This is a genomic window from Nostoc sp. UIC 10890, from assembly GCF_054786515.1.
The window spans coordinates 24,803-50,117 of the sequence record NZ_JBSGKF010000004.1 but is presented as its reverse complement, the minus strand read 5'-3'; the positions used below and the strand labels follow the sequence as shown (position 1 = coordinate 50,117).

General features: G+C 40.2%; 18 protein-coding genes. 14 read left to right on the top strand and 4 right to left on the bottom strand.

The features are described 5' to 3' along the window. Positions 1–42: 42 nt before the first annotated feature. The 8 genes from ACWATR_RS32565 to ACWATR_RS32530 all read left to right on the top strand — a co-directional run bounded on the left by ACWATR_RS32565 (position 43) and on the right by ACWATR_RS32530 (position 10,667). Entirely contained in the window at positions 43–456 is a 414-nt protein-coding gene (locus ACWATR_RS32565) for an acyl-CoA thioesterase (protein ID WP_179076987.1), read from the top strand. Positions 457–466: 10 nt separating this feature from the next. Further along, complete coding sequence (locus tag ACWATR_RS32560) at positions 467–2,110, top strand: AMP-binding protein (RefSeq protein WP_460342140.1); 1,644 nt, start codon at positions 467–469, stop codon at positions 2,108–2,110. Positions 2,111–2,696: 586 nt separating this feature from the next. Then, complete coding sequence (locus ACWATR_RS32555; RefSeq protein ID WP_460342137.1) at positions 2,697–3,419, top strand: hypothetical protein; 723 nt, start codon at positions 2,697–2,699, stop codon at positions 3,417–3,419. Positions 3,420–3,785: 366 nt separating this feature from the next. After that, on the top strand, positions 3,786–3,926 hold the full coding sequence (locus ACWATR_RS32550; protein WP_460342134.1) for a hypothetical protein: 141 nt from the start codon (positions 3,786–3,788) through the stop codon (positions 3,924–3,926). A gap of 730 nt (positions 3,927–4,656) precedes the next feature. Further along, entirely contained in the window at positions 4,657–4,791 is a 135-nt protein-coding gene (locus ACWATR_RS32545) for a hypothetical protein (protein WP_460342132.1), read from the top strand. Between the two features lie 94 nt (positions 4,792–4,885). Next, on the top strand, positions 4,886–5,413 hold the full coding sequence (locus tag ACWATR_RS32540; protein ID WP_460342129.1) for a VOC family protein: 528 nt from the start codon (positions 4,886–4,888) through the stop codon (positions 5,411–5,413). Between the two features lie 147 nt (positions 5,414–5,560). Then, positions 5,561–8,131, top strand: a complete 2,571-nt coding sequence (locus ACWATR_RS32535) for a two-partner secretion domain-containing protein (protein WP_460342126.1) — start codon at positions 5,561–5,563, stop codon at positions 8,129–8,131. 22 nt (positions 8,132–8,153) lie between these two features. Continuing rightward, positions 8,154–10,667 carry a CHAT domain-containing protein gene (locus ACWATR_RS32530; RefSeq protein WP_460342123.1) on the top strand — a complete coding sequence of 838 codons (2,514 nt, stop codon included), beginning with the start codon at positions 8,154–8,156 and terminating at the stop codon, positions 10,665–10,667. Between the two features lie 20 nt (positions 10,668–10,687). Here the strand turns inward: ACWATR_RS32530 and ACWATR_RS32525 are convergent, their stop codons facing one another. Together ACWATR_RS32525 and ACWATR_RS32520 are read right to left on the bottom strand one after the other, a co-directional pair. Next, positions 10,688–11,725 (bottom strand): hypothetical protein, encoded by a 1,038-nt coding sequence (locus ACWATR_RS32525; protein WP_460342120.1) that lies wholly within the window; start codon positions 11,723–11,725, stop codon positions 10,688–10,690. A gap of 81 nt (positions 11,726–11,806) precedes the next feature. Beyond that, the gene (locus tag ACWATR_RS32520; RefSeq protein WP_460342117.1) at positions 11,807–13,651 is read right to left on the bottom strand and encodes a protein kinase domain-containing protein; all 1,845 of its coding nucleotides are present in this window, start codon (positions 13,649–13,651) and stop codon (positions 11,807–11,809) included. Between the two features lie 607 nt (positions 13,652–14,258). Between ACWATR_RS32520 and ACWATR_RS32515 the strand changes: the two genes are divergently transcribed. The 3 genes from ACWATR_RS32515 (at position 14,259) to ACWATR_RS32505 (ending at position 20,262) form a co-directional block, all read left to right on the top strand. After that, positions 14,259–15,710: an NB-ARC domain-containing protein gene (locus ACWATR_RS32515; protein ID WP_460342114.1), complete on the top strand. Its 1,452-nt coding sequence runs from the start codon at positions 14,259–14,261 to the stop codon at positions 15,708–15,710. Between the two features lie 11 nt (positions 15,711–15,721). Then, on the top strand, positions 15,722–15,997 hold the full coding sequence (locus ACWATR_RS32510) for a fertility inhibition FinO-like protein (protein WP_460342111.1): 276 nt from the start codon (positions 15,722–15,724) through the stop codon (positions 15,995–15,997). 809 nt (positions 15,998–16,806) lie between these two features. Then, complete coding sequence (locus tag ACWATR_RS32505) at positions 16,807–20,262, top strand: plasmid replication protein, CyRepA1 family (protein ID WP_460342108.1); 3,456 nt, start codon at positions 16,807–16,809, stop codon at positions 20,260–20,262. A 128-nt stretch (positions 20,263–20,390) separates the two neighbouring features. Here ACWATR_RS32505 and ACWATR_RS32500 read toward each other — a convergent pair whose 3' ends face one another. Further along, positions 20,391–21,320, bottom strand: a complete 930-nt coding sequence (locus tag ACWATR_RS32500) for a tyrosine-type recombinase/integrase (protein ID WP_460342105.1) — start codon at positions 21,318–21,320, stop codon at positions 20,391–20,393. A gap of 583 nt (positions 21,321–21,903) precedes the next feature. Between ACWATR_RS32500 and ACWATR_RS32495 the strand changes: the two genes are divergently transcribed. The 3 genes from ACWATR_RS32495 to ACWATR_RS32485 are packed head-to-tail and all read left to right on the top strand — an operon-like array spanning position 21,904 to position 22,992. Further along, a complete protein-coding gene (locus tag ACWATR_RS32495; protein ID WP_099102122.1) occupies positions 21,904–22,176 on the top strand; it encodes a transposase family protein in 273 nt (90 codons plus the stop codon). A 25-nt stretch (positions 22,177–22,201) separates the two neighbouring features. After that, the gene (locus tag ACWATR_RS32490) at positions 22,202–22,459 is read left to right on the top strand and encodes a hypothetical protein (protein WP_460342102.1); all 258 of its coding nucleotides are present in this window, start codon (positions 22,202–22,204) and stop codon (positions 22,457–22,459) included. Then, positions 22,435–22,992, top strand: coding sequence for an ISAs1 family transposase (locus ACWATR_RS32485; RefSeq protein WP_460342654.1), 558 nt, complete (start codon positions 22,435–22,437; stop codon positions 22,990–22,992). Before ACWATR_RS32490 ends, ACWATR_RS32485 begins: the two co-directional genes overlap by 25 nt. A 135-nt stretch (positions 22,993–23,127) precedes the next feature. On the opposite strand, the gene recD2 is transcribed toward ACWATR_RS32485, so the two are convergent. Next, complete coding sequence (gene recD2 / locus ACWATR_RS32480; RefSeq protein ID WP_460342099.1) at positions 23,128–25,254, bottom strand: SF1B family DNA helicase RecD2; 2,127 nt, start codon at positions 25,252–25,254, stop codon at positions 23,128–23,130. Positions 25,255–25,315 lie beyond the last annotated feature (61 nt).

Below are 25,315 nucleotides of genomic sequence, written 5' to 3'. Positions count from 1 at the left end.
ACAGCAGTTGCCTTGATAATAAATATTCACGCCAACCCACTTATGAACTTTGAAGCTGTTAACCTAAAACTTCAGGTACGCCCAAATGACCTTGACAGTTTGGGTCACGTCAATAATGCCACTGTTCTCGAATACCTAGAAGCAGGGCGATGGTCATGGCTTGAGCATCACAACTTATTTCACGGACAGAGGATTATTCCTGTAGTTGCTCGTATTGAAGTCAACTATAGCCATGAAATATTACCTGGAGAGGTCAAGATTATTACGAAACTCAAAGACACGGAGGAAAATTACTATTATCAAGTAATTTTTCACCAATTTATTGAGATTTTCAAAAACGGAACTGCAAAGGTTGCTGCCGATGCTCTTGTGAAAGTAGCATTCATTGATTCAATTGAACGATCACTTAGAACTCTCCAGGATTTTCTTGATGAAAATAAGCAACAAGATGGTTGAGGTCAAAACAATGCAAGACTTACAACCCAAAACTAAGCTGTCGATGACCGCGATCGCAATGATTCAGGCTCTCAAGAATACTGACTCACACTTGGGCTTGTTCTTAAGACAGGATCGCGCTGCTGAGTCTAAGTTTCTCGCCTATTGTGAGATGTACCAGAAGATTGCAGCCTATATGGAGTACTTTCGGGCTACGGGTGTGGCAGCTGGCTCAAGGATTCTGTTTCCTTTTGAAACAACCGAAGGTGTGATTATTGCATTCTTTGCTTTAGTTGGACTGGGAGCAATTCCACTGTCAGTCAAACCCTACAGCATGGGTGTTGTTAAAGAGAGCTACCTGGAATTTTTGACGAAGGTTACAACCCAATATCAAGCTGAATTTGTGTTGGAAGCACCTAGTATTAGAAGTTTAGAATTGAGCCTCCAGCGTCTACAGTTACCAGACACAGATATTCAGCCCCAAGAATCAGCAAATTTTGCAACAATTACAGATACTGATATTGCTTTTGTGCAGTTTTCTTCTGGCTCGACTTCTTTCCCCAAAGGAATTCCAGTCACTCATGGGAAAATTGTGACACAAATGCAGGCGATCGCTAACCATGCTCAAAATAAACCCAGTGATGCAACTGCAAGTTGGCTGCCACTTTATCACGATATGGGATTAGTCGGTGGTTTGCTCACAACGCTATACGTGAGGCATAACTTGCACCTAAGTACCCCAATACATTTTTTGATGAATCCTGTGGAGTGGTTGAGCGAACTGTCAGAAAAAAAGATTGCGATCGCAGTTATTCCAGATTTTGCCATTAGCTACTGTCTCCGTCGCTTGGCAATTACCGATCCAGAAGAAATTGCCAACTTAAACTTGACCCAGCTACGAATGGTTTTCAATGGCAGTGAGCCAATTAATATAGATAAACTACATCAGTTCTTGGAAGTGCTTGCACCCTATGGATTGAAACCTACAGCAATTAAGCCTTGCTACGGCATGGCGGAGGCAGTCCTGATGATTTCTTGCTGTAAGTTAGAAGATGTTCCCCGGATTATGACTTTGGCAAATGGCTGCAAAGCTATTTCCGTAGGTCAAGCGTTGAGTACATTTGATATCCGTTTAAGAACTGAAGATGGTCTTTTATGCCATGAGGGTGAAATTGGTGAAGTTGAACTCAGAGGCGGGACTTTGGTCGATAATTATTTTGAAAGCGAACGCCCTTTTTACAATTGTGATGGTTTTTTCCCTACTGGTGATTTGGGTGTAATTACCGAGGGTGAGTTGTTCGTCACAGGTCGGCTGAACGATCGCTTCAAAATTAATGGTCAAAGTTATTTTGCGAGTGATTTTGAACATGCCATAGAGTCGCTACCGTTTGTACAACCGAGCAAAGTTGCGACAATTCAGGCTGATGCCCGCATTATCGTCTTGATAGAAACCAAACAGGCCAGTGTTCTTCAGCAATTAATTGACCATCAGCGCCAAGTCAGCGAGATTGTTCTCAACCAGCTGGGTATTAAAATCCCTGTGGACAATATACTCTTCATTCGCCCAGGACAACTAGAAAAAACTAGCAGTGGCAAGTTACGGCGAATAGCAATCACTCAAGCCTACATCACAGGGAAAATTATGCTTGCTAAAAACGCTAGGAATGGGTGTTAATTCTCTACTAAACTTTCACACAAGGTTGTACTCTCTCTCAACAGCCGCCAGCAGCTTTGCCTGCAAGGATGACAGATAAGGTTTGGCAAAATCCCCAATTCTTGCAACTGCAAAATACTTGAAAACCTTGATTTATCGTTACAATAGTATTAGTAGTTAATAACCCCCAGAGGGTTATTCTGAGCGCTATTGAGCTTACTCGTCGTCAGGAGATTCCTTATCTTCTTCGTCATCATTGTCAAAATTTGTATCTATTGCCAAACTTCAAAAAGAAATAGAAAATTGGAAATGTGATTTGGATATTCCTATCTTGATCCAAGTTCTCCCAAGGGGAGTTAAAAATTTAGAAACCAAACTTTTTGATGGGTTCGTTACCCTTTGGTGCAATTGTCCTGAATTTGAATTGTGGCGAGAAATATTTGAAACTCAACTCGTTAAGTGAACTTTGTTGCATTAAATTCTTGTTTCCTAGCTGCACCATCATTTTATCAAAAAAACACTACGCCAGAGGTATTACAACAACAAAATACTGTTTGGGCGTATCCTAGAAAATACCCTCTTCAACACATGGGTAAAACAACGGCTAATGCTTGATTATTTAACGGCAGGTATTGCGTTTTGGATGACTTTGTTTGGAGTACAAGAGTCGTTGTTAGAATTTCGCCTGGGTTATCTCGGTCGTTACTGGTTTCTTGCGATTAGTGCTAGCCTACTCCTGAGCTTTTTGCTCTCTGCCCCGATTATTATCACGCTAATCATTAAATTTGCGGTAGATCCGTTTACTTTCCCAGGTAATGTAATTCTCTCAGGAATTGCTGCGGTAATCTTTGGTGTGATTCTTACCCTGGCGCAGTGGTTGATACTTCGTCAATCCGAGATGACACCAAAAGTCTTTGCCCTGATCAATACAGTTATTGGAATTCTCGTCTACTTGATACTGGTATGGTTCAATGAGGGTAATTTGGAGTGGAGTGGTAATCCTTTTGGCGGCTGGAAAACTGTAATAATATTTTTAGCTGGTGGTGCGATTACCGGAGCAGCCACTGGTAAGGCTTTGGATTTTTACTGTGAGCGAGTAGAGCAGCGATTAATTCAGCTTGAAAGAGACAGGGTAGCAAGAGAAACCAGAGAGAGAGAAAGAATAGAAAACGAAATATTTTCAAGAGAAAAGCTTGAGGCGGAAAAGCTTGAAAGGGAAGCCCTAGAAAGAAAAATGATTGAGAGAGAAATCGCCTTAGCTGAAGAGAAAAAGTGGTACGAAGAACATGGTGATGATGATTACGATTATGAGGATGAAGATGATGAATAATATTTGAGTATCAATTTACACGCTAAACTGGATTTGCGACTAGATATCTGTTTGATTTCTCGATAAATCGATTTCTTTGTTATATTTGCGATGAAACTTTAGTAATTCCACATAAGCACATGGTATTACTAAGGGCCAGAAAATAGTGATTAAGACTAAAATTAGTCTAGACAAAAAGCGCTGTTCTCAACTCATTTTTCTATCACTCATCAAGAAAAATAACCATTGGCTAAATAAACACCTTAGCAATCCTAGATAAACGATGATGGCAAGAGAAGTCAGAAGTAAATGCAACATTAACCGTCTAATATTAATAGTAAAGTTTTGGTCAACAAGAAGCACAGGCGGAGAGAGGATGCTTCGCTAGTGCGAGAAACTCCATACATAAATTTAGGGCTGCTGAAACAAGAACCGGAGGCAGAGCGTTTCGCCTGTCCACCGCAAACACAGACAAATTTCTTAATGCTCCTCAAAAGTGAAACTATTAACCCTCTATTATCAGGCTAAAATGAGTCCAAAGCACAAAATTACCCTGACTTTTATCCTTCTTTAGTAGTAAAGGAGAATTTTTGTGTAGCCAAGGGACTTATAGTAGCCAAAATCTCATTGAGACAAAAAGGAAGCGCGGTCTTCTGCCTTTGGGAGCTATATCTGCATGGTATTTATTGAACTCTTGGAGCGCGATCGCAATCTCAAAGTTTTCTTGGCTTTTAACCATTTAATATCAAGCAGATAAATGTTATTCGCTTAAATTCAAGATTAAAATCATGATTTTAACTTGCTAAGGGAGTCCGAAATTAGCAATTCTGACAAAAGAAAGTTTTATCGCAAAAACTACTTTTGTCGGTAATTAGCAACGCTGTCAATAATAGTACAAGCAACTGCTTTCAATTAAGATCGATTGTCTCGTGTGTTTCCTGTGTTCCCGATTTAGCTGAGTTTCCCTAATTCCTATGAGTTACAAAAAATACGTTGCTGGCATTCAAAGCATTGCCAAATTAAAGCACCAATATTCCTTACAAATTTGTAGTGTATTAGCTTACAAGCAAAGGCAGTATCCGTGATCGTAATCTACAGATATCGGAGACTGTTAACTTCAATACCTATACTAACGTTTGAATACTTAACAAGCGCTATGCAAACTTAGTTGGGTTGGCTGGTTGTAGTTAAAAAATATCACTGGTGACTAATAATTACTATTGACAGCAACTTTCAAGCGTAGAAGTAGAATATAGACATGGTAGAGGATAATACAGCAAGATTTGCTTTAAAAACTGAGTTTTTATTACGTATAGATAAATTGGGACTACAGCAAAGCCTATTTCCAACCTCTGATGAACTTATTGATAAACTTGTACAACAGGATGAATAAAAATTCTTTATAAAGATAGATAACCATTCTTTTAAGGGGTAATTCACTTAAAATTTCCAAGAATTTTACATACAATTTATAGTCGGTGTATGACATGAAAGATTTTGAACTTCTGGGTATAAATCACCTCGCACTGGTTTGCAAAGACATAGCACAAACTCTGGACTTCTACGGCAACACCCTTGGACTTTCTTTGATCAAGGTTATCGAGATGCCAGGGGGCGGAAAGCACTTTTTTTTTGATATTGGAAATGGCGATGCTTTGGCTTTCTTCTGGTCTCCGCGAACACCAGAAGGGATACCAGGCATATCTTCTGTACGACCGGATGGACTCAAAACAGGGAATATTGCCACTGCACATGGCTCTATGAACCATGTGGCATTTAATATTCCTTTGGAAAAGGTGGAAGACTATAGAACCAAACTAGTTGCGAAGGGAGTTGAAGTAACACCAATTTTGCATCATGCAGATGTCGGAACTGGTTATGTACCTGAACTAGACGAAAATACTTTCATTTCCTCATTTTATTTTTTCGATCCAAATGGTATTTTACTAGAATTTGCCGCAAATGTACGCCCATTGGGTGATCCAGCACGAGACCTCCAACATAAATTAATTTAATTTAATAGTGAATTGATTGTTTATTAATTTTTCCTCCCGTTATAGTTATAGTTCAACTATAGCTATAAGTCTGCAATATCAAAAATAGGCATTACTAACTGATAAATCATTTTTAATCAGTCTTTAAAAACATAATTATGTAACATAATGAAAAATAAATATTATACTTTCATAAGATTCGCTCTAGCATCAACATTTATTTCTTGGTTAACTATATTTCCATCTAAAGCTCAAATAATTAAAGATGGGACTTTGCCCAACGACAGTATCATAAAAGTGCGAGAAAACACTATAATTATTGAAGGAGGTACTAAAGCAGATAACAACTTATTTCACAGCTTTCAAAATTTTTCTGTCTCGACTGGCAGCATTGTTTTCTTTAACAATTCAGCAAATATTCAAAACATTATTAGTCGGGTAACTGGTACATCAGCTTCTAATATCGATGGATTGATTCGTGCCAATGGCATAGCTAACATATTTCTGATCAATCCAAATGGAATAGTTTTCGGTCAAAATGCACGGTTAGATATTGGTGGTTCTTTTTTAGCCAGCACAGCGAATAGCATTAAATTTGCTGATGGCTCCCAGTTCAGCGCTGTAAATCCCTCTAATCAGCCAATACTGACTATTAGTGTACCTAGTGGTTTGCAATTTGGGAGCAATCTTGGAGTGATTCAGGTGCAGGGTACAGGCCGCATTATTCAAGATTCTGATTTTAGGGTACCTCTTGATGCCAACAAGTTTTCTAATAGCTTACAAGTGAAACCCGACAAAACTTTAGCTTTTATAGGAGGAGATATATTATTGGAAGGAGGAATTCTCAGTACGAAGAATGGAAGAATCGAATTAGGAAGCGTCGTCAAAGGAGATACCAATATTAAGCAAGAAAATAATGGATGGTCATTTAGCTATGACAAAACTTCAATTTTTGGATATATAAAATTATCAGAGAATGCCTTGGTTTATGTTAATAGCCTTAAAGGCGAAGGAAACACTATCAATATCCAGGGGCGCGATATAAGAATATTAAATGGCTCCTTGATTTTTAGCCAAAATCAAGAATACAAGCAAAACGGGGGGATTACTGTTAATGCCTCTGAGCTTTTAGAACTTAAAGATTCAACACAGTTTAGTCTGAGTGCTATTTTTACTAGTAATTTTGGGAAGACAGCAGGAGAAAATATTCAAATTAATGCAAATAAAATTAGCATGGAAGGAGCACAAATAGCTACTACTACTTTTAGTGACGCTTCAGGCGGAAACATAGTGGTAAATAATGTTGATAATTTAAAAATTATTGGTTCTGATCCATCTACTGTTAATCCTTTTGGATATGGTGGTATAAATACTTTTAGTTACATTAATCATGGAGTTGGCGGCAATATTGCTGGAAAAATAAAAACTTTAATATTAGAAAATAGGGCAAATATTACCACAAACTCTAGTTCTTATGGAAGCGCAGGAGATGTGAAACTATCGACGGAAAACATCACTCTTAAAAATGGAGGTGGTTTAGGTTCTACAACTTTTAATATGGGAAAAGGTGGTAATGTTTTTGTAAATGCAAGTAATCAGATAGAAATAATAGGTGTATCGCCTTCCGTTGGGCCTAGCACAATTAAGGCTGGTACTTTTGGCAGCGGTGACGCTGGCATTTTAGAAATTAATACCTCAAGGCTATCTATTCGAGAAGGCGCAGGTGTATCTACGAGTACAGTCTCTTCTGGAAACGGTGGTAGTCTCACCATTAATGCTTCTGATTTTATAGAAGTTTCGGGGGTTGATTCAAATTCCAATAATCCTAGTTTTATAGATTCATCGGCAGCTATTTTAGACGAAAGTTTAAGGGTAAGATTTAGCAGAGTACCACCAAATCCCACTGGAGATGCAGGAAAGCTAACCCTTAAGACTGGAAGCTTAAATATTAAAGACGGCGCTCAAGTCAGCGTTGGGAACTATGGCTCTGGCAATGCAGGAAAACTTGAAATCATTGCTAAAGACATCAATATCAAAAACAAGGGGAGTGTTAACGCAACCACTGCTGTTGGTCAGGGGGGTGATATTGATATTGAGTCAGAAAACTTGTTATTACGCAATAGTAGTATCTCCACAACTGCTGGGCAGCAAAACACTAACGGCGATGGTGGCAACATAGCTATTGATACAAAAATCCTATTTTCCTTAGGCAACAGCAGCATAACAGCTAATGCTTTTACAGGAAAAGGCGGAAATATCCTCATTAATACCGACTGGTTCTTTTCTTCTCTGAATAGCCGATTTGAAGCCAGCTCACAATTTGGCATTAACGGACAAGTTGAGATCAACAGCTTTTACTTTTATCCTAGCAGCATTAAAGCAGCGCCAGAAGCAATTAGCGAAACCCCTAAAATTGCATCACCTTGTCAAAGTCGATCAGGTATAGGGATAAGTAAGTTTGTTGTTACTGGTATTGACAGTTTATTACCCAGCCCTAACGATTTGCCATCTAATAGTCCTATTTGGCAAGACAATTCTATCTCAGATCAGTCCAACAGTAGCTCAGAAGAACTAAAATCAATAGTTCAAGAAACTACACCAATCATAGAAGCGCAAGCTTTGATAAGCAAACCTGATGGTACAGTCGTCTTGACGGCAAAATCTGATCAAGTCACCGCCGATGCTGCGTTGTTTGCTAGTCTGTGTTCTGCTGAAGCTAAGACATCAAACAATCAATAATATCAGAAAGAACAATAGAACGATGGTTAAACGTCGAAATTGGATCAAGTACTTATTTTTAAGCATTTTAGGGTTATTTACGGTTGAGAGTAAAGCATTTATTATCCCTGCTTATGCTAGTAAGAAAAAAGTACAAAAACACCATCAGGCGCAACTATTGATCCAAAGAGGAAAAAAGTATCTTGATGAAGGCCGAGCAGTAGAAGCGCTTCAAAATTGGAAAGAAGCCACAAAAATTTATCGTCAAATTCACTATGAAGAGGGTGTTACTGGCAGTTTAATTAACCAAAACCTTGCCCTACAAGCTCTAGGCTTAAATCGTCAGGCTTGCAGTATACTTTTACAAGCTTTAAATTTAGATACGGATGCTAAAATTTGCGCTATCCCATTAGAGCAATCTGATGAATCTACAACAAAACTATTGACGGCAGCAATAGATCAGCAAAAGCTAATGCCCCTAAATCTTCTGGTATGGCATAACCTGGGAGATGTATTACGTACAACAGGTAAGCTAGATGAATCAAAGATAGTTTTGGAAAAAATACTTTCAACTGCGAAACAAATGTCTTCTGTTGAGACTAGCGGAATTCTGCTTTCATTGGGTAATACTGAACAGGCTATTTACCAACAAGCACGTAACAAATATTATGAAATAGAGGAGCCAGTTTTCAAAAAAGAAATTGCCATTTTGATTCAACAAGAGGTGTTTAAATCAATTGATATATATCAACAAGTATATAATATACCAGAAGCTCCTCAAGTTACACAACTTCTAGCTCAAATATACCAGTTGAGTTTATTATTAGATTTTGAAAAATGGTTAATAGTAGAATCCAGTTTAAGTAATACACAATTAGCTAATACTCGTACTAAAATTACTCAACAGATTCAGCCTTGCGTAAACTTAGTACTGAAAAACTCTTCGGCATTTTCTCAATTATCGGCTATTCATTCTGTTTATACAAAGCTGAACTTTGCTAAGAGTTTGAATCAACTTCCAGACAAGCAATTGCATTCAGTAGCTATTGACTATGCATCATCTGCCTTGCAAACGGCTAAAATTACCAAAAACGAGCGGTTGGAGTCATACAGTCTCGGCACTTTGGGTAAATTAAAAGCGGGACAATCAGAAAAATATTTTGCAGAAGCCTTAAGCTTGGCACAATCAATTCATGCTTGGGATATTTCGTATCAATGGCAGCAGGAGTTAGGGAATTTATATAATAAACAGGGAAAGTTTAAAGAAGCTATTAAAGCTTATAGCGCAGCGATCAATAACTTAAGTCAGCTTCGTGATAGTCTTTTAGCAAGCAACGCAGATTTACAGTTCTCTTTCTTGGAAAAGGTAGAACCTATTTATCGCAATTATATGCGATTGCTTTTAGCATCTCCTAATCCAAATCTGGAGCAAGTTATTCAAACAAATGAACGGCTGCAAATAGCAGAGTTAGAGAATTTTCTTAAGTGTGGCAAACTCGATCTTGTAGCTTTAAATGAGCTTAAAGACTTACCTAGTGCCCCAGCAGTAATTCATATTGTTGATTTGGGTAGCCGTATAGAAATACTGGTTCAATCCCCTGATAAATCTTTTCATCGTCATTCTGTTGATTCAAAGCCAGTTAAAGAGAATATCGAGAATCTATTAAAGAATTTACAAGAGAATAAACTTGTTAATACTGATGAATCGGTGCTTCTTCAACCTTCTCAAGCACTCTATAGCTTGTTGATTGTACCTATCAAGAAATATTTGCCATTATCAGGGACATTGGTATTCACTTTGGACAAATCTTTCCAAAGCTTGCCGATGGCTTTGCTGCATGATGGGCAAGAGTATTTGTTCCAAGACTACAGTATTGCAGCTACTTTAGGGTCTAGAGTTCGCCAACCAAAAGCTTTATCTAAAGAACAGTTGAAAGTTCTCATTGCTGCACTCTCTAAAGTTAGTCCCAGCTTCAACGATCCAAATGCTCCTAAAGACTTGAAAGCGCTCCCAGGAGTGGAACAAAAAGTAGCAGATATTAAAAAACAAACTACTTTTTCTACTACCTTACTAAATGAAAATTTTACTAGCCCTCGGCTTGAGAAAGAATTGAGTACGGTTGATTTTCCAATTGTTCATTTGACAACTCATGCTCAATTTAGTTCAGATCCTCAGCGGACAGTAATTTTAGCCTATGAGAAGGCAATCAATGTATTAAAGTTTGATAGATTATTAAGAAATAAAACTCAAGCTGATGCAGACGGGATTGAGTTATTAGTTTTAAGTGCCTGTCAAACCGCTAAGGGTAATAAAAGGTCAACATTAGGAATTGCTGGAGTAGCCGCACAAGCAGGAGCAAGAAGTACATTAGCAACATTATGGCTAGTAGATACTGATTCTACCACTCAGCTTATGAGCGAATTTTACAAAGAACTGAGAAAGGGTATACCTAAAGCAGAGGCACTGCGTCAAGCACAATTGAGTTTATTATCAAATCCTGATTACACTCATCCTTACTACTGGGCGGCTTTTGTTCTAGTTGGAAGCTGGCTCTAAACTACTTTGGGACAACTTACTTATGGTTGTTGAAGACTTTCAAACAACTTTAGGCGCTCCTGCACCTTTTCTAATTCATCTAAGCTACCACTACTTTGAGCTAACTGCGCTGCCATCGTATATTCACGATGAGCCTCATCTGGCAACCATGCCTCTAAATAGCGATCGCCTAATATTCTGTAGAGAGTCGGATTGCTACTACCTGCTACCACTCGTTTCTTTAACGTATTGATTGTTTCATTCAAAAGTCTTCTTGACATATATACAGCATCTAAGTCCAGAAAAGCAGCTTCATCAGGAGGTAGGTTGAGAGAGTTGATTTGCTCTACCTTTTCTAAAATCTGTTTAAGATTGTTCTCTGGCAACAGATTGACTACTGATGTGTTGGCGCTCAGAGGAAAGTCACCCTTACTAGCTATAACAGTAATTTTATAAGCATTCCCATACTGCAATTCTCTTTGCTCTTTAGGATATAGCAGTGTGGTAGTTTTTACTTCTGTTTCCCAAATCACACCATTACCCTCGACAATTACTGTGTAATTATCAGCTCCAGAGACAGAATACCAAGAGATTACTGGACGAGAATTTAAAATCGAACTGCCATAAGGACTAATTACCGTTGGTGTACTGTTTTCATCATCTGGGCCTTTAGTTTTTGGACATTTCTTTCGAGTGGCAGGTGTACATCGCCTTTTCTCTGCTTGTGGTACACATTTATCAGGTGCATTTGAGATAGAGCCACTTGGTAAATCCAGAAATTTTAGATTCAAGTAGCACAAAATCTTAACTGTGCTTCCATTTGCTACTTGAAGTTTATCTTCCTCGCAAAGTTTGCTTCCTGCTCGCCAGTCGAGATCGTTATCATTGACAACTCTGGCAATAAAATCACACTTTCGCTCTAGTGAATTTAATGAATCGCGTCTTGCTGTTGGCTGGCGTTTGGCCAATACACTACTCTCATTAAGAAAAAGAATTATTGACGCGATCGCTGCAACTTGAAATCTAAAAACTTTTTTCTCTAATCTATTAGTTGGTTTAGATATGGAATGATTTAGCATCAAAAGTATTTATGTAGTTATTTGCTATTTTTTAGCATATAGGATTTTAATAGAAAAAAAGTTTAAGACAGCAATACCAGATTAATATTTTTTCAAAACACGCTCTAATACTTGCTCTCTCCATTTTTGAACCTCTGGCAGACTTGAATTTAATATTAAACAAAATTCCCAATACATTTTAGCTTGGCTTCTTATGTTCAATGCTTCTTGCACTTGTGCTAGTAAGCAATAAGCATCTGTTCGCTCTTGATCTAGTTCCGTTGACTTCTGTAGATTAGTTTTAGCTTCAGCGTAACGCTTTTGTTTTAAGAGCGCCCAGCCCAAATTCTTGTACAATGAAGCCTGTACTTCCGGTTCTTTATCTTTTTGTAACCCTTGCAAAGCTAAAGCTTCTGCTGCACTATAATCACCTATTATATTCTTCAACCTTGATAGATTATTAACGGCTGGAATTGCTTGTTCACTACTTTGTATAGCCAATTTATATTGTTGCTCTGCTAAATCATATTTTCCGTGGTCATCGTAAAAGCTTCCCAGCCCATAACGAGCTTCCCACATTTTAGGTTGTAATTTAAAAATTATTTGGTAGGTATTTTCAATACAACTTAAATCATACATTTGCTGACATATTAATGCCAAATTGTTATAAGCACTCACATTCTTAGGGTTAAACTTGATAGCTAATTCATAATTTTTCCTGGCAAGTTCAGGTTTGTCTTCGTGACGATCCCCTTGGTCAAAGTAGAATTCTGATACTGAATCAGTTAAATTAGAATTATATTTAATTGCTGTGTTAAAGTCTGACTCAGCATCTATAAACCGATTTTCTTTGTGAGCTTTCTTCCCTTGATTTAGGTAATTGTTGGCTATCACAGGTAACGATGCATATCCCAAGGCAACAAGGGTTAAAGCAAACGTGATGCTTGCACTGATTAGAAATAGCTTCGATTTAACTATTCGATTGATCTTTGATTTAAATGGTAAGCCCTCCAATCGCTGCAAAATTACTCTAGTCGTTTGGGGACGTTGCCCTGGCAAGGGAGCCATTAATTCTTCGATAAAATCTGCAAAAGGTTTGTCAATTTGCAATGCTTTATCTCTCCAAACTAGATTTCCTGTACTCTTATCTGTTGGTAGACGCATCAGTGACATGCCACTAACTAAATGTACAAGGGTTCGCCCTAAAGCATAAAAATCTGATTGAGGTACTGCTTGTCCATTTATCTGCTCCAAAGGGGTATAACGAGGTGTGATAACAGCTGTAATTTCATATACTCCTCCCCTGCCTGCACTAGTTCCCCCACTTCCACTAACTTTCGCCAGGTAGGTGTCAGTTACTCGCCGTGCAGTACCAAAATCAACTAATGCCAGTTGACCATTTATCTGAAGAACTATATTAGAAGGTTTGATATCTCGGTGAAAAAAATTAGAGCGGTGTACTGTATCAAGAATTTCAACTAACTGCTTAAGCCATTCTAATGCTAGAGATTGTGAAATTTTCCCATTAAATTTTATCCATTCCTCTAAGTTTTGTCCCTCAAATTTATCCATAACTAAGCAATGTAATGTTAGAAGACTATTGTTTGGAACAAAAGTAAAATAGTCATCTAAAGTACTGCGAGGAATTTTTGGGTGTCGAATTAGTTGTAACGTGAGAGATTCCCGCTTAATTAACTCTACAAGCTTAGGTGTATTCCATTTTAGAACTTTCATGACTCGTTGCTCACGAACTGGATGCCACTTAGTACCAATGTCATCTACTTCAAAAACATCAAAGTAGTTGTATGGATTATCAGTAAGCGCTTTTAATGGTTTGACTAGACGGATACGGTTATTAATCAGTAGTGAAGTACCACACGATACACACTTTTCAACATTGTCTGGATTTCGACGCTGAGAGCACAGGGGATTGATACAGTAACTCACAAAACTTCCTCGCGCCTTCCTCTTCCGGGTTTAAAACATGAAGAGTTACCTAGTAAATATTTCTTTTGTACATGTGTATTCATAATCGTCAGCTTTATGTAGTATTTAGTAGTCTGGTCAGCTAAGACTTAAACATTAGTTGCCTAAACCCACATTTTTCATAAGTCCCACAATGGCTACGCTTGCCGCAGGCATCAGATTCATCGTAACCTCTACCCAAAATATCTTTCAGTCATTTCTGACAGCTAAAAATTTTAATCCAGTGTGAAACGCCTGAATCTACGTTATGTAAGGCTTTGAGAAAACGAGTGATAAATCCGAGCTAAAAACCTCGGTAAGAAACTAAGGGTTGCTGACCTATTTGAAGGTCTAAGTGGTTTTATTAGAAAATATTATGATAAATATGTAATGTGAACAATTGTGAACAACGATCAAGTATCATAAAAGTGCAGTATATCCTTAGAGGTGCAGTATACTTTTTACTCCAGCTAGCTCTAATCTACAATAAAAAATCCTCATAGATATTTAATACACCAACAAAAATTATAAAGATATGGATTTTAGTGCTGAATCAAGACTTAAGTCTACTAACGCTCCCTCTGTTCTTATGAAAGAACAGAAAGTTTTAGGGCAAAGATTTTCAGCAGATGTAACTTTTGAAGATGCCTTGGCTGTAGTAGACAACTTAGTGTTAACCGAAAGACGCAAACGCTTGTCTCCGCCTGAGATTCTTGTTATTAAAGCAGCTTGGGATGGAAAGGAGTATAAGGATGTAGCAAGCAATTCAACTTACAGTCTTAACTACTTGCAACGACGAGTAGCCTCTCCCCTGTGGAATATGCTTTCAACAACGATTGGAGATGGCGAACGAGTTGAAAAACAAAGCTTGCGGTATTTTTTAGAGAGAGTAACAAAAAAGTATCAGTTTCAAGATACCATACATGAAGAACAAACATACCCTGCTAAGAATCGGATACAAGTGATTGGGAGTAAATCACCTGATGTGTCCAGTTTTTATGGTCGTGTACAAGAACTAATACATTTAAAAGAGTTAGCGATTAAGCAGAGATGCATATTGCTAGTAGGGGCAGCAGGAATTGGCAAAAGCGCATTAGCAGCAAAACTATTAGAAGAACTTAGTTTGGAGTCTCAACCTAGATTCGATTGTTTAATCTGGAAATCGGTGGCCCACGCACCATTAGTTCAAGACTTAGTAGGTGATTTGATAGAGTTAATCCAACCCACAGAAATATCTTCAAGCTTGCCTGAGCATACACAGTCCATGATTTCGATATTGATCAAGCAGTTGCAATCACGTCGCTGCTTGCTCGTATTGGATGCATCTGAAGCTTTATTTCAAACAAGTAACTTTCAGTATCGACGAGACTATGGATTATTTTTTCGTCGTTTAACAGAGGAGCTATGTCAAAGCTGCGTAATCATAACTAGTCGAGTTTTTCCTGATGAAATTGAGAGTTTAATAGCAGCTGAATTACCTATCGATTTTCTTAGAGTTGAAGGGTTAGAGGCAGACGCGGCGTTACAGCTTTTATCTAACAAAGGATTAATAGATCAAGAAAAATGCAATGATTTAATCAAAACTTATAGAGGTAATCCTTCAGAATTAAAAGCAGTAATTAATCGCATTCATCACTTCTTTGGAGGTAGCACCGAAAAGTTTTTTGAAAACCCAACTACATTAGTTAGTGACCAGTTTCAAGAAATGCTGAATAATGTATTTAGTCAATTATTGAGCAAAATTCAGAAGCGAATTATGATTTATTTAACAGAGGAAGTAACTTTAAATTCACAATACGTTGGCTTTGCTAAACTATTAAATGACATGAATCGTGAACCGCAAACATCAGTTTCAAAATTTGAGCTAATTAAGGCATTAGAGGTACTTGAAAAACACTCATTAATTGAAACTATTAAAGACCCTATTACAGAAGAAATCAGCTTTAATTTAGAACCAGTGGTGAAAAAGTATATTAAAACAGATCCGCAAGGATGGGTATACACATCCAAATCTTCATCCAATTTCCCAATCGCATCATAACAGAGGTATTCATGATTACAGGAAAACTAGAGATTACCACAAAAATCAACGAACTTCCTCAACCGAAGATACTGGAGAATAGCTGGCAGCAATTTGATATTGACTGGGACGGGCGAATCATATCAGTTACAAAACCCAAAGTTTGGAAGAAATTGACTGACACTGCTAGTAATTACCCCCAATGTATAGCAACAATCACTCTTCAACTCGGTCAGCAAACAGACAACAGGTTCGTATTGGATAAACCTAATAATTTACAACAAGTAAGTTTTTCAGCGCAAGCCTAAACCAGAAGCAACAGCCACGCCTGGTACTGCTTGAGCCAGGGTAATCACACCCTACACAAAAAGAGGTGCTGCCAACCCTCGATTACCCCTAAAGCAATCCTTAGCAAATATGGAGGTCACAAGTAAAAATCAAAACGACGCTAGATACCAGACGACCATAAGTTCTGTAATATCAAAACGAACAACAAATGGAGGGAGATACACAACAACACCAAAAATTTAAAGGACAAAATGCCACTAAAGAGTAGGCGCTTTGTCCAAGGCTCAAAAAACCGAATAATTTCAGAGCGGGGTTATCTCAAAGCAACCAAAGCAGTGGTATTTAAAGTTTGGCGACTTGTTTCCACTGACTGGTAAAAAGAAATTGAGTCCACGCTGCTTCTTGTATTATACGAGAAGCCACACGAAACTGGTGAGTTTCGTGTGGCAATTTTTGTTGTTGAAATTCATAAGTTTCTGTAAAGTTAAGTTTGATTAAGAAATATCCCGAATTTTGTAGCAAAAAATAGTAGCAGCGCGAATAACAGTTACCAGTTACCAGTTATCAGTCAGAGTCTTTGATAACTGTTAACTGTTGACTGATAACTGATGCAACCCCCTCTGAACTTGTAAACCGAGTTATCAGGGGAAAATATCGTGATAAATAGAGAATGCCCCAAGAGCGCAGTGTTAGAGCGCATGGGTTCGAGTGCAGCTTTCGCATGGCAATTTTGTGCTGTGACGAAGGGAAATTTTCGGAATATCCAGGCTAGAGCAAGGATTTCGCAGCTTGAAAGAGTTCTCTCTAAGGAATTCCGAGGGGAGAATCGATGAATTCAGCGACAATTGAATACCCAAACAACCTCACGGCTGCGGAATACCATGAGTTGTTAGCTGCTAGCGCTATTCATCCGGCGTTGATTAAGCGCAACTTTTTCCATATTGAGGGAGAATCAGTTTATGATTTCCTATTAATATCTGATAAAATCCCACGCAAGAATGCAGGGCGAGTCACCGATGGATACTTAAAGCTGTATCAGCATTTGCTGTTGGGTGGGACGTGGATTCAATCACTTGACCCATTCAAAAACTGGCAACCAATGGAGTGGGGAAGGATCAAGCCCAACTTTCCTCGCATTGATTGGCAAAAAGGGAAACCCGTCAAATACGAGTCGCCACCGAAAACTCCCAACCGTGTTACCTACTTCGATGTCGCTAACCCCATCTGGGACAAGGTTGCAAAGCGTTATTTAATTAAGCGCTATCATTCGCTTTTGGCGCTGCGCTTGCTGGATCAACTCAATCCATTAATATTCTGGGAGTGGGTAAAGCAACATCCAGAGATTCCAATTATCTTATGCGAGGGCGAGAAGAAAGCCGCTTGCTTGCTTAGTTTAGGGTTTGTAGCGATCGCACTTCCTGGAATTTGGAACGGGCGAGTAGGCAAACAAGATTTCGATGAACGATTGCACCCTGACTTAGTACCAATGGCTCAGGCGGGACGCAAGTTCATTATTTTATTCGACTACGAAACTTCTTCTAAAACCAGGTGGTCGGTGTTTCAAGCCACTGTTCGCACTGCAAAAGCAATTGAATCGGCTGGTTGTGAATGTGAAGTTGCGCTGTTACCAGGCCCAGAAAAAGGCGTTGATGATTTTGTTGTGGCGCGGGGCGAAGATGCTAACGCTTTGCTGACCGCAATCATCGATGATGCTAAATCACTTCCTGATTACAAGCGCTCGTATCGAGCTAAAAAATGGGGGTTAAGCAAGTACCAGCCGGATGTCACTGTTAATGTCAAGTATCTCTCTGAGGCTTTATGTATTCCTGAACTTGAAGAAAAATGCTTGAGAGTGCCTGAGCTTTATGATCTTGAAAAGGAACAACTTTTCACGCCATCTATAAAAGGACATTCTCGAAACAAGGAGTCTACGGATTCTGGCGGAGTTGATTCATCCAAATCGAAGGGGGCCCCTACCTTCAATTTCCCAAAATCAGGACTAGTCGTACTTTGGAGCGATATGGGCACTGGTAAAACCCAACTCATGCGCTGGTGGCGTGACCAAAACCCCGAAGCGCGGTTCCTCAACAACGGGCATCGCGTAAATTTGCTCAAAAATCTTGCTGAACGACTCCAAACTGCTATGTACTCCGACTTGGGTTACACAGGTTTAGCTCAGGCTCAAGCCCTTAGTATTACTATTGACAGCTTGCATAAACTCAACACCCAAGCCCTCACTTACGGCTGCATATTTATTGATGAGGCTTGCCAATACCTCACTCACTTACTACACAGTAATACTTGCAAACAACACCGTGCAGCAATATTGGAAGTACTGGAATATATAGTATACAACGCGCCACTGGTCGTCATCGCTGATGCACACATGGATGATTTAACGGTAGACTTCTTTCTTGCAATCCGACCAAAAGGTGAAGTCCCGTACATTATCAAAAACGAGTGGCGAAACGGTTCACGCACAATTTATTGGTACGAGGGGGATAATTCAAGCGCCCTAGTCGCCCAAATCTCGGCAGCGCTGATGCTTGGTGAGAAAGTTATGGTTGCAAGTGACAGTAAGCGTTTTATCAAAAAACTCGACAAATCCTTTACTATTAAGTGCGAAGAATCTAACTCTGACCCATCCCATACAGCACAAAAATGGCGCATTTGGTCTGTCCACTCCGATAATTCTGGCAGTGAGGAGAACATTGCGTTTATTAAAGATATCACCAACGCCGTCAAAAACTTCGATGCCTTGTTCACTTCCCCCAGTCTAGGTACTGGTGTCGATATTTCTGAGTATCATTTTGATTTGGTGTTCGGTGTGTTTCATGGCGTTTCCCAAACTGCTACCGAATGCGCCCAGCAGCTGTACCGCTATCGCCCGAAAGTTCCGTTTCATATTTGGGTGGCCCCGCGTCCTCCCTTCGGCTACCAAGATACAAACGCTTCCAAAATTAAAGAACGCCTCCTGCAAACCAACGAGGTAACAGCTTTTCTGTTGCGGATCGACCGTAAAACAGGCTTAAGGGGAGCCGAGAAAGATTGGGCGCTTGAGGCTTACTGCCAAATTCTCGCCAACCGTCACTATTCTCTTAATAATCTCCGCGATGATTTGCGATCGCTCCTCACTGAAATGGGCAATACCTTTATATGTGTAGGAAGCGACGATGATGACCAATTTCTTGAACGCATGAAAAATGCGGCGGCGGCTTTGGACACTGCCCATTATTCGGCTGTTGCCAAGGCTAACAATATTACAGCGAGTGAGTACCGCGCCCGTCAAAGCAAAGATTACCTTGACCCTAGCGAAATTTTTGAATGTGAAAAGTTTCGTATTTTTGATTCTTACGGCATTGAAGTAACAGAATCACTGGTGGAACTTGATAAAGGTGGTCGATTAATAGGAGCGATCGCTGGACTTGAGGCAATTTTAGCCCCAGCCGATGAATCAATTGTTGACCCAAAAACTGGGCGGACTTATCCCACCCCGCCCCAAATTGTCGCTCAAAAAGACCGCACCGAACGCGACAATCTACCTTTGTGCATGGACTGGGGCAATTATTCGGCGCGGTGGCTGGCTAGATTTAACCTGGGGCTGCATCAAATTCTCACTTCTTTAATGAAGGGTGATGAAGTTACCGCCGATGACCCCACTTTGCTCAAGATGAGGGAGATCGCTATACATTGTGCTGCTCACGTCAAAGCAATTCTTGGGTTTACTATTCCCCTAGACTGTAAACCTATTTGGTTGCTAGGCACTCTTATAGAGCAGCTGGGGCTAAAGCTGACTTTCCGCAAGCAGGGCAAGCGCGGTCAACAGGTGAAACTTTTTTCTTTATCTAAAGAGGAATTAGAATTTGCAATGCATGTAATTGCTCATCGTGAAACGAAGCGTAATCAAAAAGAAAATCGAACCTATTCTGCTGCTCAAACCCCTGCTGTGTATAGTGTAAACCCGAATCAGCAACCCGTATCCGCTCCCCCCCTTGATGCTATAGGGAACTCCCATTGCCAAGGGGAGGATACTACCGAATTTGAGTCACCTCCGACAGATCGCATTACGCTACTCCACTGCGTAGAAATACTTCGCTCTGGTATTTCTCGTGGAGTAGACGCAATTAAAGGCATTCTCAAGCGATGGGTTGAAGATTTGCGTTGGGAGACAGTACTGGAACTTGAGGCGATCGCCGCAAATGAACTGCGACTTGTAGAAGCTCAAGTTCCTGAATTTTATGAATGGCTCTCTGAAGAAGTGTTGCCTATGGAGGGGGCTGGCTAGAGAAAAATCCCTTTGGCACTTGAAAGCTGTTTTTTGTTTCGTTTCCGGTAGCAATCTATGCCACTGGTTCCAATTTGTGCTGCATTTTCACAAGTCATGCAAAATGTCAAAACAATTTCATTAAATGGTCAAAGATCCATCAAGTTTAAAGCGCTACTGTCATTAGGTCTAGCTTTGAGATAGCGATCGGTGATGGCTAAATTGGCATGACCCAAAGTTTCTTTCACCAATACAGGATTAGTCCCGCGCTCAATGGCGTGAGAACCGTGGGCATGACGTAACCAGTGAGCAGAAACTAGTTCGCTTAATCCAGCTTCTTGTGCAATTGCTTTGACAATCGGGTGCAAGTTTTGACGGTCTAAATGTCCCCCTTTTTGACTTGGAAACACTGCTTGATTGGAGTGAGCCGAAGCTTTGAACTCCATTAATTCCGCCCAAAGCTTTGGCTTGATGAGAATTGTCCGATTTTTGCTGCCCTTGGCTTTTCGCACGTAAACTTGACCACTCTCACCACGGGGTGTCAAATCTCCCCAAGTCAGCTCACAGATTTCACTTGCCCGTAACCCTGCCTGATACAAGAGTTTGATAATTAACAAATTACGTAGGGCTGTGTACTGTCGTTTGGGAGTTTTCGCATCAGCTAAATGCTTATTGGCTGCCCGTACCAACAATTTAATATCAGCTTCATCAAGATAGCGTTCGTTGATTACATCTGGTAATTCACCCAGTTTTAGTGCCATACCCACATTAAAAGGGAGATATCCAATTTTATGAGCGAAACTAATCAAGCTTTTAGCACAAGCTATGTATATCCGCTTTGTGCTTTCGGCATTGCCCCCAAAAGAACTAGCGTATTCTACCAAGTCTTCATAAGTCACTTTTTTGAGAGGCTTGTCCAGAAAATCCAGAAATCGCCTAGTGTATCGCTGGTAAGCCCGAATAGAAGACGACGCTTTTCCCTCCAACCACAGCGCAATCAACTTCGCCTCCGCCTGCGCTACTGGCAAGGAAGCAAGAGCCTTTCTATGCGCTGTTATATGGACAAGAGAGAGGGTCATTTTTATTACTCCCTTAAAAATCAGACACAAACGTAGTTTCGTCTGGTTTTATAGTGTCTGATTTTTATTGTCCTTTAAAATGGGCGTTTCAACTCACTCTCAAGCGACTGAAAATTTCTCGATTTTTGCGTATAGTACACCTCTAATACTGAGGAGCGTGACAAACACAATACTGTTATGCAATTGTTCAGCAGGATATTTATTTTGAAAAGCCTAAAAAGAGGTGAAAAAAATAAACTAAAAATGACTTTATAGTTAATAAATGATATAAGAGGTCAAAGAGTGTCCTCCAAAGTTTATTTACGCCGCAGTGTACTGCTTTTTAAGCGCTATCACGCCATAAAACTATAGAGTCATTTTTAGTTTATTTTTTGAGAGTGGTTTGATTGCTTTGTGTTTAAGACACTTTTTTTTCTAGAACCGCAAACGGGAGCTAGAGAAGTAGTTTCTCAAGAATTGCCAAGGCACTTACCAGTAATGAAATGCCCCACCGTCGCTTACGAGACAGCAGGGTGGTTTCATACAACGAGAGAAAAATAATAATGATTTGTAGAGGGTGGAGAAAAATGGAGAGATAAAAAGTATGAATCTCGTCGAACAATTGCAGGAAGTACCAGACTATCGGCACATCCGGGGACGAAGACATGAATTATGGTTAGTATTATTGCTGATATTGCTGGGAGCAATGACTGGGTATTGGGGCTACCGACCATTAGAGGACTTTACCAAAATACACAGGCTTGGCTTAATAGAACTGTTAAACCTAGATGAGACAATCAAGTTTCCATCATACTCAACGTTCCGACGAGTACTCAAAACAGTAGATTTTCAGCCATTCACCGACTTGATTTTTTAATTGGGCATCAGTTTTTGTTCCACCAATGCCTGATGAGAGACTGGCGATCGATGGTAAAGGCATTCGCTGCACAGTCACAGATTACAGTCAATCCTACCAAAACTTTATCAGTACCGTATCAGTTTATAGTCACGAGCGCGGCATTGTACTCAGGATGCAACCGATGTCAAACAAAAAAATTAGTGAAGTGGCGATCGTACAACAATTAATCTCGGAGTTTTGTGGTCAACAAGTCGTTTTTACCCTTGATGCTTTACACTGCCAAAAAAAACTGTATCGCTAATCATCAATAGTGGCAATGACTACCTGATTGGATTAAAAGAAAATCAACCAACACTCTATAAAATGGCTCAAACTCAATCACAACAGGATACTCCACTTAGCAGTGCCACAACTGTAGAGAATGTTCATTCACGACTAGTCCAACGTGAGTGCAAGGTTTTCGCTGCCCCCGAACAAATTCAAAAAAAATGGTCTGGACTCAAAACGTTTGTGGTTGTTGAGCGTCAGGGTGAGCGCAATGGTCAGCCATTCTACGAGGAGCAATTCTATATCTGTAGTCAATATCTCGAAGCTCAACAGTTACTTGCCGACATTCAAGGCCATTGGGGCATCGAAAATCGACTGCACTGGGTAAGAGATGTGACATTCAAAGAAGACTTTCCACCACGGCGTGGTGGCAATGCCCCTGTGAATTGGTCTATCTTACACAACTTTTTCATTACGATCGCCCGCACACTCGGTTTCCGAACTATTCCTCAAGCACAACGCGCCCTCTCCAACCAACTGCACAAAGTTTTTTCTTTCTTTGTATGAAACCACCCTGCACCGTCGCTTACGAGACAGGGGGCGAAAAGCGTTAAAGATATAGTCACCTAGCCACAATATCCTTGATACGGTGAGGCAGCGCGCAGAAAGGAAATTTCCCCCATGAGCGACTGTTGAACATTTCTAAATTGCAATCGTCGGGTGCAAAAAAGCGCTTTCCAAGCGCTGCTGTAATCGCGTATATCGCAGTTGGCCGTCACTAGAACGCAAAGCCTTGGATATCGCTTTCTTGGAACCAACGACAATCGCTAACTGCTTGGCACAAGTTAATGCTGTGTACAACTGTTTACGAGACAACATCATATAAGGCTGCGTATAAATTGGCAGAATTACTACCGGATATTCTGAACCCTGGCTTTGATGAATGGTGAAGCTCCAGGCGAGGGCAATTTGATTTAAGTCTGCTCCGGTTCTAACAACAGTATGCTTACCATACTGTACAGTAACTTCCATCTTTTCAAGATCAATGGCCTTGATAATTCCGAAGTCGCCATTAAAAATTTCGTGATTATAATCATTAGTCAGTTGAATGATCCGATCGCCTTCTCGTAATAAATTCCCGTCCCTGGTAATCTCTACTTTGTCGGGACTGGGGGGATTAATCAACTGCTGCAATACGGTATTGAGGTTACGAGTCCCAAGCAAACCGCGCGAGGTGGGGCAAAGCACTTGCACATCAGTAGCTCGATTGTAACCGAGGCGGGGAATCAAGTCTGTAATGATTTCGGATATTGCTTTAACACCATGTTTGGGGTGATGACCGCCGCCGTGCCACAGACACTCAGACACGGGATTATCGGAAATAGGTTCAATTGTAGGAAACTGGCTTCGGTTAATTTGGTGAGCAGCGGTGATAATTGCGCTCTGTTGGGCTTGCCTAAATACCTTGGTCAACCGCACCACCGGAACGTGACCAGAATTAATCAAGTCAGCAAGGATTTGACCGGAACCGATAGAGGGTAACTGGTCAATGTCACCCACTAGCAGTAGTTGGGAACCGTATTGTATCGCCTTTACCAAAGAAGATGCCAGAAACAAATCAAGCATACTAGCTTCTAGCGCGACAATTGCGGTATGGGGTAAAGGGTTTTGATTATCGCGTAAGAAGCCCATTGTCTTTGGGTCAAATTCCAACAAGCAGTGTATCGTCTTGGCTTCGAGTTGTGTGATTTGACTCAGGCGTTGAGCAGCGCGTCCAGTTGGCGCAGCTAAGGCGATAGATTTACCCATTGCTTTCCACAGAGAGACTATGATCTCGGTGGTGAAAGTTTTACCGCAACCGGGGCCACCAGTAAGAATCATTACCCTTGAATATGCAGCCATTTCTACCGCTAGCCGTTGCTGTGGTGAAAGTTTGATTTTACGACTCTTGGTGAAGCGCTCAATCCAGGCGCGAACACGAGGTATATCTTGTGCAACTGGTTGGCAAAATCTAGATTGTATTAATTGAGCAAGGTTCTGTTCGGTGTGAAAGTAGGTTGGTAGATAACATAGCAGCGTTTGGTCTGAGCTTTTCTCGCGGATTAAGTCATCCTTTCGTGCCATGTCTTTGATAATATCAGCGAGGGCATCTTCTTCGGGTGTGTGATCTGGTGTAGTCAGCAGTTTGATAACATTCTCAATGAGTTTTGGCTGGGGTAAATAGCAATGCCCATCGGCAGCAGCTTCGTTCAAAACATGAATTAAACCAGCACGGTAACGGAACTGACTATCAGGCGCAACTCCTAAATTAAAGGCAATTTTATCAGTTCTGAGAAAACCAATACCGTAGATGTCAGCAGCTAACTGGTAGGGATTGCTGGTGAGAGTAGCGAGTGCTTCATCCTTGTAGTGCCTGTAAATTTTGACTGCATAAGTAGTAGAAACGCCATGACTGTGGAGAAATAGGATTAAATAGATGTAAGAGATGTAAGAAAATAAAATAAAAATAAGTTGATAGCTAAATAAAGATATTTTGAGTTGAAGCAGAGACTTGATATTTGGGTTATGCCATCGGCGACGGCGACCCGGACGCGAACAATCCCACAAACTATCGAGTTTGCCCCAGTACCAGCGATGAATTGTGTCGCGTACAGTCTGTGGATGCCATTTTAAGTATTGTGCGATCTTTAGCACTGTCCATCCAGCAGCTGATAAGCGTAGTACAGTGGCACGACTTTGAGTTCTTGGTGGTATACCTTTTGCTTGAGTGAGTGCTAGTAGGGCTTGATCTTCTATTGGTGACAGGTCAACTTTTAAAGGCGCTGGCATCTTGGTCAGGGGTAAAAATATTTACGACTAAAAGAGATTATCCCAACTTGATGTGCCATTT

What these genes read in the sequence shown, in the direction of transcription:
- ACWATR_RS32535 (WP_460342126.1), top strand. Translation starts at nt 5,561, where the DNA reads ATGAAAAATAAATATTATACTTTCATAAGATTCGCTCTAGCATCAACA.
- ACWATR_RS32525 (WP_460342120.1), bottom strand. Translation starts at nt 11,725, where the DNA reads ATGCTAAATCATTCCATATCTAAACCAACTAATAGATTAGAGAAAAAA.
- ACWATR_RS32515 (WP_460342114.1), top strand. Translation starts at nt 14,259, where the DNA reads ATGAAAGAACAGAAAGTTTTAGGGCAAAGATTTTCAGCAGATGTAACT.
- ACWATR_RS32530 (WP_460342123.1), top strand. Translation starts at nt 8,154, where the DNA reads ATGGTTAAACGTCGAAATTGGATCAAGTACTTATTTTTAAGCATTTTA.
- ACWATR_RS32555 (WP_460342137.1), top strand. Translation starts at nt 2,697, where the DNA reads ATGCTTGATTATTTAACGGCAGGTATTGCGTTTTGGATGACTTTGTTT.
- ACWATR_RS32565 (WP_179076987.1), top strand. Translation starts at nt 43, where the DNA reads ATGAACTTTGAAGCTGTTAACCTAAAACTTCAGGTACGCCCAAATGAC.
- ACWATR_RS32495 (WP_099102122.1), top strand. Translation starts at nt 21,904, where the DNA reads ATGAATCTCGTCGAACAATTGCAGGAAGTACCAGACTATCGGCACATC.
- ACWATR_RS32560 (WP_460342140.1), top strand. Translation starts at nt 467, where the DNA reads ATGCAAGACTTACAACCCAAAACTAAGCTGTCGATGACCGCGATCGCA.
- ACWATR_RS32505 (WP_460342108.1), top strand. Translation starts at nt 16,807, where the DNA reads ATGAATTCAGCGACAATTGAATACCCAAACAACCTCACGGCTGCGGAA.
- recD2 (WP_460342099.1), bottom strand. Translation starts at nt 25,254, where the DNA reads ATGCCAGCGCCTTTAAAAGTTGACCTGTCACCAATAGAAGATCAAGCC.
- ACWATR_RS32510 (WP_460342111.1), top strand. Translation starts at nt 15,722, where the DNA reads ATGATTACAGGAAAACTAGAGATTACCACAAAAATCAACGAACTTCCT.
- ACWATR_RS32545 (WP_460342132.1), top strand. Translation starts at nt 4,657, where the DNA reads ATGGTAGAGGATAATACAGCAAGATTTGCTTTAAAAACTGAGTTTTTA.
- ACWATR_RS32500 (WP_460342105.1), bottom strand. Translation starts at nt 21,320, where the DNA reads ATGACCCTCTCTCTTGTCCATATAACAGCGCATAGAAAGGCTCTTGCT.
- ACWATR_RS32490 (WP_460342102.1), top strand. Translation starts at nt 22,202, where the DNA reads ATGCCTGATGAGAGACTGGCGATCGATGGTAAAGGCATTCGCTGCACA.
- ACWATR_RS32540 (WP_460342129.1), top strand. Translation starts at nt 4,886, where the DNA reads ATGAAAGATTTTGAACTTCTGGGTATAAATCACCTCGCACTGGTTTGC.